Annotated in this window: 9 protein-coding genes and 1 rRNA gene; 2 read left to right on the top strand and 8 right to left on the bottom strand. The window is 62.0% G+C overall.

Going from position 1 to position 11300, the window contains the following annotated elements; all coding sequences use genetic code 11:
- Window positions 1-5: 5 nt before the first annotated feature.
- Window positions 6-119, top strand: a 5S ribosomal RNA gene (rrf, locus tag Q1L59_RS00650).
- 105 nt (window positions 120-224) lie between these two features.
- Here rrf and Q1L59_RS00645 read toward each other — a convergent pair.
- Window positions 225-2183 carry an ATP-binding protein gene (locus Q1L59_RS00645; protein WP_300327362.1) on the bottom strand — a complete coding sequence of 653 codons (1959 nt, stop codon included), beginning with the start codon at window positions 2181-2183 and terminating at the stop codon, window positions 225-227.
- Window positions 2184-2194: 11 nt separating this feature from the next.
- Window positions 2195-3520 carry an ABC transporter substrate-binding protein gene (locus Q1L59_RS00640; RefSeq protein ID WP_300327361.1) on the bottom strand — a complete coding sequence of 442 codons (1326 nt, stop codon included), beginning with the start codon at window positions 3518-3520 and terminating at the stop codon, window positions 2195-2197.
- Window positions 3521-3767: 247 nt separating this feature from the next.
- Between Q1L59_RS00640 and zapE the strand changes: the two genes are divergently transcribed.
- Entirely contained in the window at window positions 3768-4880 is a 1113-nt protein-coding gene (gene zapE / locus Q1L59_RS00635; protein WP_300327360.1) for a cell division protein ZapE, read from the top strand.
- A gap of 72 nt (window positions 4881-4952) precedes the next feature.
- Here the strand turns inward: zapE and Q1L59_RS00630 are convergent, their stop codons facing one another.
- The 6 genes from Q1L59_RS00630 to hemA all read right to left on the bottom strand — a co-directional run bounded on the left by Q1L59_RS00630 (window position 4953) and on the right by hemA (window position 11086).
- Window positions 4953-5864, bottom strand: coding sequence for a PAS domain-containing protein (locus Q1L59_RS00630; RefSeq protein WP_300327359.1), 912 nt, complete (start codon window positions 5862-5864; stop codon window positions 4953-4955).
- Window positions 5865-5973: 109 nt separating this feature from the next.
- A complete protein-coding gene (locus Q1L59_RS00625) occupies window positions 5974-7257 on the bottom strand; it encodes an aminotransferase class I/II-fold pyridoxal phosphate-dependent enzyme (protein WP_300327358.1) in 1284 nt (427 codons plus the stop codon).
- Between the two features lie 100 nt (window positions 7258-7357).
- Complete coding sequence (grxD, locus tag Q1L59_RS00620; RefSeq protein ID WP_300327357.1) at window positions 7358-7681, bottom strand: Grx4 family monothiol glutaredoxin; 324 nt, start codon at window positions 7679-7681, stop codon at window positions 7358-7360.
- A 74-nt stretch (window positions 7682-7755) separates the two neighbouring features.
- The gene (prmC, locus tag Q1L59_RS00615) at window positions 7756-8664 is read right to left on the bottom strand and encodes a peptide chain release factor N(5)-glutamine methyltransferase (protein ID WP_300327356.1); all 909 of its coding nucleotides are present in this window, start codon (window positions 8662-8664) and stop codon (window positions 7756-7758) included.
- Window positions 8661-9752, bottom strand: a complete 1092-nt coding sequence (gene prfA / locus Q1L59_RS00610; protein ID WP_300327355.1) for a peptide chain release factor 1 — start codon at window positions 9750-9752, stop codon at window positions 8661-8663. The genes prmC and prfA overlap by 4 nt, the downstream gene beginning before the upstream one ends.
- 71 nt (window positions 9753-9823) lie before the next feature.
- Entirely contained in the window at window positions 9824-11086 is a 1263-nt protein-coding gene (hemA, locus tag Q1L59_RS00605; protein WP_300327354.1) for a glutamyl-tRNA reductase, read from the bottom strand.
- Between the last annotated feature and the right edge of the window lie 214 nt (window positions 11087-11300).

The following is an 11300-nucleotide window of genomic DNA, read 5'->3' as shown; positions in this document are numbered from 1 at the left end:
TTACGCTTGGCGGCCATAGCTCTTTGGACCCACCCCTTCCCATCCCGAACAGGACCGTGAAACGAAGACGCGCCGATGATAGTGCATACCTCATGTGTGAAAGTAGGTCACCGCCAGGCTCCCCCCTCCCACAAAAACCCACCCCAACCGAACACAAATCGGTGCGGTGGGCTTTTTGTCGTTTGCGGCGATGGAGGCCGCCCGGGTCGGCCGCTGAAGTTCGCTTAGTCGGACCTCTTCCCTGTCTCTTCTGGTTGGTAGGGGAATTCTGGAGCAGTAGTTGGTAGATGGAGTGTGAATCGCGTGCCGGGCATCGGCGGCGAGCTGTCGACGGCAATCGTTCCACCGAGAACGCCCGTGACGAGGTTGTAGACGATGTAGAGACCGAGCCCGCTTCCTCCCTGTCCTATACGGGTCGTGAAAAAGGGGTCGAACACCCGTTGGATATGCCCGGCGGGGATGCCGACGCCATTGTCGGTGTAGGTCAGAACGATATGCATGGGGTCCACTGCACGGGCGCTGATATGTATTTCCCCCTCGACAATTCCCGAAAAGGCATGCGTTAACGAGTTGTGCACCAGGTTGGTGAGGACTTGTTCGAGCGGTCCGGGATAGCTGTCGAAGCACAGTGCTGCTGGTATGTCTGGCTCGAGCCGGTGGGCAGAGCGCTTCAGCATGGGCCGCAAGGCGGTAAGAATTTCGAGGGTGGTTTCTCGCAGGTCGAAGGTTCTACGCCGGGCGCTGCTCTGATCGACGGCGACCTGTTTGAAGTGGCCGATCATCTCGGCCGCGCGGGCACTGTTGCGTTCGAGCAGTGCGGTGGCTTCTCGGGTGTTGTTGAGAAAGGCCTCGACCTGTGAACGGCGGAGGTTCCCAGCCTCGACCGTAGTCGCGAAGTCACGCAGTTGGTCGGCAAGCAGGCCAACGACGATTCGTGTATTGCCCAGTGGGGTGCTCAATTCGTGTGCGACACCGGCAACAAGATTGCCGAGTGCGGCCAGCTTTTCGGCCTGTACCAAATGGTTCATTGCTTGCCGGAGTTCGCCGTTGATCTGCTGGACTTGCTGCGTTCGCTCGGCGACCATTTCCTCGAGATGCTTACGGTATCGCTGTAACTCGGCTTCAACCCGCTTACGTTGATCGATGTCGGTGATAAGCGTTGCTTGAGCGCGTTGCAGGCGCTCGACCATTTGGTTGAAGGTACTTGCCAGCTGACCAATCTCGTCGGCGCTGCTGACCGGTGCCCGGAAGTCAAGGCGATCGGAGCGGAGAATGTTGTTGGCGGTATCCTTCAGGCGTGTGAGAGGCCGCACGATGTGTCCTGACATCCGGTGGCTGACCAGAAGGACCAGCGCGATTACGGTTCCAACGACCAGCAGGTAGCCGAAGGTGAGGTTTCGTGCGGCCATGGAAGCGGCTTCGGAGCTGTCATAGACGCGCAAGTGCGCATCGAGCGGGCGAAAGCTGCTTGGCAAGGCGAGCGGTCTGCTTACCGCCGGAGATTTGGGCTGGGCATCGGCGCATCCGGAGGAGGGCAATGCGATCTGGCGCTCGCCCAGGTGCACGGAAAGGCAGGTGCCATGCGCGACGAGCATTGCCGCCCCTTCGATCAGGCGTCCATAGCCCGCGATTGCGACTACCGCGCCCTCGATGCTTCCGGTCGGCGGAAATACCACCGGGACGGCAAGGAGCAGGCTATCGTCACCGGCCAGTTCGATCTCGAATCGACTTCCGGCAAGCACCGCCCGCAAGGCGGGCGAGCCTCGATGCTTGAAGCTGAGACCCGGGGCGTTGGCCGCAATGGGATGGCCTTCGAAGTCGACGAGCCACAGTTCGCCGCGCCAGGTGCCTGGAATCTCCTGGTCGCGGAGATAGGGAATTAGGTACTGGTCGCGACCGAGCGAGTCGACGAGCGCGTTGCTGATGAAAGCATTGCTCGCCATGGTCTTGAGCATGCGATCGAGCGCCCGGCTCTCAAGCTCCAGTTGGCGTGCGACTACTTCGGCCTGAAAGTTCAGCGAGATACGTTCGTTTTCAGTGATCAGTCGCTGCGCGACGACGAAGGACAGGCCGGCGAGAAAGGCAGCGGTCGCGGTTGCCACGCCGCCCATGACCAACGCCATGCGCAAGGCCAGGCTCTGGCTGGCGCGACGACCCCAGCGTGCGAAAATGCCACCAGTCATCGGTCCGTTGGCTACTGCCGCGCGCCGGTAACCGGGACAATGGCGCCATCGGGTGCGTAGCGTGTAATGATCACATCGGCTTCGGTAAGTGCGTCGTGTCGCCCCTTGCTGAATGGCCGTCTATAGCGCTTGATCAGTCCATCGTATTCGGGAAGTTCTTCAAGTGCTTGGCGAACCGTCGCACGGTCGGAAGTGCCGGCGCGGTCGATTGCGCGCGCCAGGAGGTGGGTGAGATCGTAGGCATGGGCGAGGCCGACCGGCGATTCAATGGCGCGGGCATTGGGGATTCCGAACAGACGATTGGCAGCAGCGACGACCTGCCGCGCGCGTGGTCGTCGGTCACCAATAAAGCTGTACGTCTGAACCATCACGAAGTTCACTTCCTGTAGTGCGGTACCCGCCGTCTCGTTCATTTGCCCGCCCGAAACCCCCCAATGTGAGAGCACCGGAACGCGCTCGGACTTTGGCAAGGCCGCCATCTCCTTCAGTAGGATGCTTGCTTCACGATCGTTGGCGACGAGAAGAATGGCCTGAGCGCCGAGGCGCTTAAGGTCAAGATACTTGTCGAGCAGGCTCTCGTCCTGCCAGTTGAACCAGCGAGTGCCCGCGAGTTTGGTGTCGGGATACTTTGTCAGATAATTTTCGGCCGCCCTTAGATTGCTGCGGCCCCAGGTGGTGTTGAGCGCCATCATGCCGAAGGTGCGGATTCCCTGGTTTCGCCCGTAGCGCAGGAGACTCGGCATGGCATAGCTGTCTCGCAAGGAGAGGCGAAAAGCGTAGCTTGGCGAATAGGTGTTGTCGGTGATGATATCGGCCGCAGCCCACGGGTCGAGGAGGATCAGCTTCAGCGTATGGACAGTCTCCATCGCCTCGATCACGGTTGGGCTGAAGCGACCGCAGAACGCCGCGACGAGCTCCGGAGTCTCGGCGAGGTTCCTGAGATTGCGAATGCTCCGCGCTGGAACCGTACCGTTGTCCTTCTTGATCAACTGCAAGGGCCGGCCGCCGAGAACACCGCCACGGCGATTGATTTCGTCTACGGCGATGAGAATTCCCTTTTCGATCGCTTGTGCTGAGGTGCTGCCAGGCCAGGAAAACTCCGCATCCAGGCCAATCAAGACGGGTGGCCCGGAGTTCGGCCATGCATTGACGGTTGTCATTGCGAGGACAAGACCAACAACCGGGCCCACAAGCCGACCAAGAACCAAACGAAGAATCAGTAGCGCGTTCCGCGCAGCTTGCCCGACAATTGACGCAGACATTCGATCTCTCCGTAGAGCCACAATAAACCAGTTGCTTGCGAACGGAGTATAGGCGTTCAAGTCAAATTCGGTCAATCCTGGGTGTTTTCTGCTTACAGCGGCGGGGGCTGCCGCTCGTGCTCCGGTCTGGCTCGGATCGCTGAGTTCATGATCGGTCAGCGTGTGTCGCAGTCGGGTCGGCCGGCTGACCTTCCTTCTGCCGGCGGATGGTTTACAATGGACCCCCGAGCGCTGGAGTGCCCTCGATGGCGATCCTGGTGCAGCCGTTATTCCATCCGCACACGGTACTTGCCAGAAGTGAAGTAAGGAAGCAGAGAAGCAGATGCCGCATCGAGTACTCAAGGTTCCCGAGCACGGGATGATCGAGGCGTATGAACGCCTTCTGGTGGCTCGCCACTATACGGCCGATGCCGCGCAACGCGCTGCCGCCGAGCGCTTGCAACGCCTCTATTGCTCGTTGCTCTCCTTCAAGGTGGGGCGTCGCAGTACGCTGCGGCGTTTTTTCTCCCCACCCGAGGTGCCCCGCGGTGTCTATTTCTGGGGCGGGGTTGGCCGGGGTAAGAGCTTCTTGATGGATTGCTTCTATGACACCGTACCCTATCGGCGCAAGCGACGGATCCATTTCCACGCTTTCATGCACGCTGTCCACCGTCAACTGAAGGAGTTGAAGGGGACGGATGACCCGCTCCTGCGCGTTGCGGATCGGATAGCGACGGAGGTTCGCCTGCTGTGCTTTGACGAGTTTCACGTTTCGGATATCGCCGATGCGATGATTCTCGGCCGTCTGCTCCAGGCCTTGTTCGAGCGCGGCGTAGTCTTCGTCATGACCTCGAACTATCCGCCGGATCGACTTTACCCGAACGGTTTGCAGCGCGAGAGCTTCCTGCCGACGATCGCCTTGCTCAAGGCGCGACTGGATGTTCTGGAGATCGACGCCGGCGTCGACTACCGCCTGCGCGCGCTCGAGCAGGTGGAGATCTTTCATCACCCGGCCGATCACGCGGCGGAGCGGAAAATGGCCGAGTACTTCGCGGCAATCGCTGGTGGCGAAGGGAAGGCCGGCGGTACGCTGGAGGTGCTCGGTCGGGAAATTCCGACCCTGTGCCGCGGTAACGGCGTCATCTGGTTCGACTTCAAGGCGCTGTGTGGCGGACCCAGGTCGCAGAACGACTACCTGGAGCTGGCGCGCGCCTATCATAGCGTTCTGCTGTCGGCGATTCCGCGGATGTCGGCGAGCATGGCTTCCGAGGCACGGCGTTTCACCTGGCTGATTGATGTCCTGTACGACCACAAGGTCAAGCTGATCGCGACCGCCGACTGTGCTCCGGATGGTCTGTATGCGCAAGGGGCGCATGCCGGCGAGTTCCTGCGGACGGCCAGTCGCCTGACGGAAATGCGTTCGCGCGAATACCTCAGTTTGCCTCACTTGTCGTGATGGATCTGAGCGCGCTGCTGCGCGCGCCGTAGACGCCTTGGGTCTGGCAGCAGCGGCGCCTGCACAATGGTGCTAGAACAGATCGAGATTCACGCAGATCCGGTTGCCGTCGGCAGCCTGTGCGGCGGCGAGCAACGATCGGACAGTATCGATCAGTGTGGGTGTGTCTTCGTTCGAGTACTCAGTCAGGCCGCCGCTGATCGTCAGTGCTTTGTCGTCGCCGCGTAGACGTGTAGTTTCGATCAGCTCGCGCAAACGTTCAAGGACGCTGGTCGCCTCGTTGACGCGAGCGTTCGGGAGAATCAGCAGAAACTCGTCAGCGCCAAAGCGGCCGACCATGTCGAACTCGCGCAGACTCCTGGCGAGCAGCCGGCCCACTTCAGCGACTGCGTCTTCTCCGGCTTGCTGCCCATCCGTCTGACAGATTCCAGGATAGTCGTCGATTGCCAGCAGCGCGAGGACGAACGGCCGGCCGTAGCGCTGCGCCCGGCGGCATTCGTCGTCGAGCAGAGTCGAAATGTAACGCTGATTGAACAGGCCGGTGATCGGATCGTGTGTGGGCAATTGCCGTGCGTCCCTGGCCAGATCGCTCGGCCGACTCAGATCGGCAAGAATCAGCAGGACACGGCGTAGATTGCCGTCGTCGCCGAGAACCGGATAGGCGCTCGCCTTGTACCAGTTGATCAGGTCCGAGCTCGAGTTGCGCAGGCCTATCGCCCTCTGTCGCACTGGCTGGCCCGTGTGCACGACCTGCATTGCCAGATGTTCGTCGGGTGACAGCGGCTGGCCGTTTTCGTCTTGCCAGCAAGGCTGCCCCTCGCCGAGCAGCGTTTGCGCTTGTCGGTTGCACTGGAGCAGCGACCCGTCGGTAGAGAACTCAAGCAGACCGACGTTGAGCGTATCGAGCAGCGCTCCGTAGTGGCCGATCTCGATCTCGTCGGCGTGCAGGTCGACCAGCGGCAGACGGTCCTGGCGAATGGACATCAATCGTCTGGCGACCAATCAGTGCGACATGCCATCACCGCGCAGCGCTTGGAGCCGCCGAGGCAGTGACCCCGGCGGGCGGCGCAAGGCGCGGGCCAGTGGATCGCCATCAAGTCGCAGCGAGCGCCTGCTCGAGGTCGGCAAGCAGGTCGTCGATGTGCTCGATGCCGATCGACAGGCGGATCATTTCAGCCGAAACCCCGGCCTTGAGCAACTCATCCGGCGATAGTTGGCGGTGCGTGGTTGACGCTGGATGGCAGGCGAGCGATTTGCTGTCGCCGATATTTACCAGTCGGGTGAACAACTGCAAAGCGTCCTGGAAGCGTGCGCCGGCCTGCGCACCGTTACCCTCAGCCGCCTTCACGCCGAAGGTGAGAATGCCGGAAGCTTTGCCGCCCATGTACTTGTGTACCAGGGCGTGGTCAGCGTGCTCGGGGAGTCCGGCGTAGTTGACCCAGGCGACCTTGGCGTGACCCGCCAGGTATGCGGCGATGCGCTCGGTGTTGGCGCAGATGCGCTCCATGCGCAGGGGCAGAGTTTCGAGACCTTGCAGGATCAGGAAGGCATTGATCGGCGCGATCGCGGCGCCCATGTTGCGCAGAGGAACGACACGTGCGCGCCCAATGTAGGCGGCCGGGCCGAGTGCCTCGGTATAGACGACGCCATGGTAGGAAACGTCCGGTTCATTCAAGCGCTTGAACCTCGCTTTGTGCTCGGCCCAGGGAAAACGCCCGCTATCGACGATCATTCCGCCGAGCGAGTTGCCGTGTCCGCCCATGTACTTCGTCAAAGAGTGCACGACGATGTCGGCCCCATGTTCGAACGGGCGGCACAGGCAAGGCGTCGGGACGGTATTGTCGACGATCAGCGGAATACCGTGCCGATGCGCAATCTCGGCAAGTTGCTCGAAATCCGTGATATTGCCCAGCGGGTTGCCGATCGACTCGCAATACACGGCCTTGGTTCGCTCGTCGATCAGAGCTTCGAAACTTGCCGGATCGGCGTGGTTGGCGAAGCGCACGCCGATGCCGTATTGCGGCAGGGTGTGGGCAAACAGATTGTAGGTTCCGCCGTAGAGCGTCGAGGCCGAGACGATGTTGTCGCCGGCTTCAGCAATCGTCAGGATCGCATAGGTGATGGCGGCCTGCCCGGAAGCTAGCGCCAGCCCGCCGACGCCGCCTTCGAGCGCAGCAACGCGTTTCTCCAGGACATCCTGGGTTGGGTTCATGATTCGCGTATAGATGTTGCCGACCACCTTGAGGTCAAACAGGTCGGCGCCGTGCTGGGTGTTGTCGAAGGCGTAGGAAACGGTCTGATAGATCGGCACGGCGACCGCTTTGGTCGTCGGTTCCGGCGTGTAACCGGCGTGTACGGCGAGGGTTTCGAGTTTCATGCTGGTCTTTCCAGGGTAGTAGTAATCTGGTGCTGGAAACGGCGCGTCAGATTGCCGCGCGCCGCCGTTGCCGTTGGTTCAGTGTTCCTGCGTGCCGACGTCAGGAAGGGTTGGCGGCGCCGGCGAGCAGTTTCTGCAGTTCGCCGTCGGCGTACATCTCGCGCATGATGTCGCAGCCACCAATGAACTCACCGCGCACGTAGAGCTGCGGAATGGTTGGCCAATTGGCATATTCCTTGATGCCACTGCGGATTTCCGGGTGTTCGAGCACGTTGATGCTCAGGTAATCGGTAACACCGCAGGCTTTCAGGATCTGCACGGTGACCGCCGAGAAACCGGATTGTGGAAAGTCCGGTGTGCCTTTCATGTAAAGCACTACCGGGTTGTTGCTGACCTGTTCCCTGATCTGCTGCTGTACATCCATGATACGACCTCACTGCGCGAAAAAGTTGAAAGAATACCGGACGAAACTAGTCTACCGCCGGCTCTGACGGAGCGTCAAGGCAAGCCGCCGCCGCTAACTCGCTCGACTCCTGCCAGGTCACGCCAAGAAGCGACGGTGGAGAAGCCGGCTTGCTCAAGCAGGCGGCGTACGTTTGCCGCCTGTGTGTGTCCGTGCTCGACGAGCAAGCAGCCGCCGGGTAGCAGGTGTGCGCCAGCCGCGCCGACGATTTGGCGCAGGCAGGCCAGTCCGTCGCCGTCCGGCACACCGTCGGTGAGTGCGATGGCTGGCTCGAAAGGCAGTCCGTCGCCGAGTAGATGCGGGTCACCATCGGCGACGTAAGGCGGATTGGCGACGATCAGGTCGAAGCGCCGCTCGCCTACCGGGGCGAACCAGTCGCCGAGCAGGAATTCGACCTCGACCGCGTGCCGCGCCGCGTTGTCGCGCGCCACAGCAAGCGCGGCTGGCGAAAGGTCGACGGCGGTCAGTCGCGCTTTGGGCGACAGGCGCGCCAGGCTGATGGCAAGAACGCCGGAACCGGTGCCCAGATCGAGAACCTTCGCCTGCTCCCGGTGACGCAGTTGGGCGAGAGCCAGCTCGACGAGGAGTTCCGTTTCCGGTCGCGGAACGAGGACGGCCGGGCTGACGCGAAAACGCAAACCGTAGAAGTCGGCGCTCCCGAGCAGGTAGGCGATGGGCTCGCCGCGCGCGCGGCGCATGATCAATGCCGTGAGCGCGGCGAGTTGGCGGCCCGACAGCGGCTTCTCCGGGTGGGCAAGCAGGTCGGCGTGCGTGCATCCGCAGATATGCTCGATGAGCAGCCGGGCGTCGAGCCGGTCGAGCTGCCGACTCGCCAGTCGCCAGGCGTCGCCGATGCCGATCGGCTGGTAGCCGCGCGCGCCGGCGGCCGCGTCGGACTCTGACGCGAACGCCGGCGCTGCTGCGCGGAATCGTGACTCGATCAACTCGGCGTTTCGCCCTCGGCCAGCAGGGCGAGCTGGTCGGCCTGATGCTCGGCGGTCAGCGCGGTGATCAGTTCGTCGAGATCACCGTCCATGATCGCTTCGATCTTGTACAAGGTCAGGTTGATGCGGTGATCGGTCACTCGTCCCTGCGGGAAGTTGTAGGTGCGGATCCTTTCAGAGCGGTCGCCGCTGCCGATCAGGTTGCGCCGCGCCGTCGCAATGCTGGTCTGTTGCTCGCGCTCCTGCTGGTCGCGCAGGCGTGCGACCAGGACTGACATCGCTTGCGCCTTGTTCTTGTGTTGCGAACGGTCGTCCTGACACTCGACGACGATGCCGCTGGGCAGGTGAGTAATCCTGACTGCCGAATCGGTCTTGTTGATGTGCTGACCGCCGGCGCCCGACGCGCGGTAGGTATCGATGCGAATTTCGTTCGGGTTGATCTGCACCTCCTCGAGCGCGTCGGCTTCCGGCATCACCGCCACGGTGCACGCCGAGGTGTGAATGCGCCCTTGTGCTTCGGTATCCGGTACGCGCTGCACGCGGTGACCGCCGGATTCGAACTTCAGTTTGGCATACACGTCGCTGCCACTGATCCGCGCGATCACCTCTTTGTAGCCGCCGACCTCCGACGCGCTGGCCGAAATGATTTCGACCTGCCAGCGGCGGCGCTCAGCGTAACGCGCATACATGCGGAAGAGATTGCCGGCAAAGAGCGCCGATTCGTCGCCCCCCGTTCCGGCACGGACCTCGAGAAATACGTTACGCTCGTCCTTGCTGTCCTTTGGCAGCAGCAGGCGTTGCAGTTCTCCGGCGATCTGCGGCAGACGCTCGCGCGCAATGGCCGCTTCGGCCTCGGCCAGTTCGCGCATCTCCGGGTCGGCGAGCAGCTCGAGCGCCGAGACGAGATCGGCTTCCGTCTGCCGCCAAGTCTGATAGAGTGCGACGACCGGGCTGAGCTCGGCATGTTCGCGCGACAGGCGCCGGTACTCGTCGATGTCGCGCGTGGCTTCCCCGCTGGCCAGCATCCGGTCAAGTTCCGCCAAGCGGCCGGTGAGGTGATCAAGTTTGTCGCGAATGCTTTGATTCATCAGGATGTGGTCGCTTGCTCAGACGGGTGGAAGGCGGTCGCGGCAGGTAGAGCGTGCAATTCGGGATGCGCTCAATCGTTCCTGCTCGCTTCGCCGTGCAGATGGAAGAGGCGGGCAACCAGCGCGTGCAACTCGTCGTGACCGTCGGCAGCCTGGCTCAGCGCCTGTGTCGGCGCGTGCAGGAACTTGTTGGTCAGACGGTGCGAAAGCTGCTCGAGCACGCGCAGCGGCTCTTCGCCGCGTGCGACGAGTTTCATCGCATGCTCGAGCTCGTGCCGCCGCGCACGCTCGCAGCTATCACGCAGCGCCCGGATCAGCGGCACGCTGCCGCGCGTCGCCAGCCAGCGCAGGAAAACATCGACGCGCTCGGTGATGATGGCTTCGGCGCTGAGCACGGCCGCTTGACGCGATTCCAGGCCTGACTCGACGATCAGCGCGAGGTCGTCGATGGTGTAGAGGAAGACATCGTCCATCTCGCCGACTTCGATCTCGATATCGCGTGGAACAGCCAGATCGACCATGAACATCGGTCGGTGGCGGCGCGCCCGGATAGCCCGTTCAACCAGACCCAGGCCGAGAATCGGCAGGGGGCTGGCGGTGCACGAAACGACGATATCGAACTGGGCAAGACGGTCGGCCAAATCTTCCAGACGGATCGCCGTTCCGTCGAAACGCTGTGCCAGGGCAAGCCCGCGTTCGGTCGTCCGGTTGGCGACGACGATCTGTTTGGGATGCTGCGCGGCGAAATGTCGCGCACAAAGCTCGATCATTTCTCCGGCACCAATGAAAAGGACGCGCTGATCGCTCAGACGATCGAAGATTCGCTCGGCCATGCGTACCGCAGCAGCGGCCATCGAGACGACGTTGGCGCCGATCGCCGTCGTCGAGCGGACCTCTTTGGCCACCGCAAACGAGTGCTGAAAGAGCTTGTGCAGCGTCGTTCCGAGCGTGCCCGCCTCTTCGGCAAAACGCGCCGCTTCCTTCATCTGACCAAGAATCTGGGGTTCGCCAAGGACCATCGAGTCAAGCCCACAGGCGACTCGAAAAACGTGCCGCACCGCCTCGCGTTCGGGATGGGTATACAGGTAGGGTGCCAGTTCGTGGTGCGGCAGAGAATGGTACTCGGCCAACCAATGCGCTGCCGAATCGGGCGCGTCAGTGGCGAGATAGACCTCGGTTCGATTGCAGGTCGACAGAATCGCGGCTTCTTCCACCGGCTTGCAGCGAGTCAGATCGTGCAGTGCGTGGCGCACCCGTTCAGCCTGGAAAGCCACCTGCTCGCGAACCGAGAGGGGTGCCGTATGGTGGTTGATACCCAGGGTAAACAGCGCCATGCTCAAGGTTCTGTCGGCAACGCCAGTGGCAGGATAACGTTCGATTATAGCATCGCTCGTCGGACGCCCGCGCTCGCCGGACGAGCATACCAGGGTGAAATTGTCCTTCGGGCTAATAGCTGAAGAATCTGTTGCTTAGGGGCAGCCTATGGACATCGGATGAAGAAGTCTGTATAAAGGGTAGATGGCAGCGGAACTTGACGCGTTGCGTGTG

Origin of the sequence: Accumulibacter sp. (assembly GCF_029255125.1) — a bacterium.
Lineage (GTDB): Bacteria > Pseudomonadota > Gammaproteobacteria > Burkholderiales > Rhodocyclaceae > Accumulibacter.
This window is presented reverse-complemented; position numbering and strand designations above follow the sequence as displayed.

Bases quoted from the DNA above. Each gene is read 5' to 3' on its own strand.
- Q1L59_RS00645 (WP_300327362.1), bottom strand. From the start codon at position 2,183: ATGACTGGTGGCATTTTCGCACGCTGGGGTCGTCGCGCCAGCCAGAGC.
- hemA (WP_300327354.1), bottom strand. From the start codon at position 11,086: ATGGCGCTGTTTACCCTGGGTATCAACCACCATACGGCACCCCTCTCG.
- grxD (WP_300327357.1), bottom strand. From the start codon at position 7,681: ATGGATGTACAGCAGCAGATCAGGGAACAGGTCAGCAACAACCCGGTA.
- prfA (WP_300327355.1), bottom strand. From the start codon at position 9,752: ATGAATCAAAGCATTCGCGACAAACTTGATCACCTCACCGGCCGCTTG.
- zapE (WP_300327360.1), top strand. From the start codon at position 3,768: ATGCCGCATCGAGTACTCAAGGTTCCCGAGCACGGGATGATCGAGGCG.
- Q1L59_RS00630 (WP_300327359.1), bottom strand. From the start codon at position 5,864: ATGTCCATTCGCCAGGACCGTCTGCCGCTGGTCGACCTGCACGCCGAC.
- Q1L59_RS00625 (WP_300327358.1), bottom strand. From the start codon at position 7,257: ATGAAACTCGAAACCCTCGCCGTACACGCCGGTTACACGCCGGAACCG.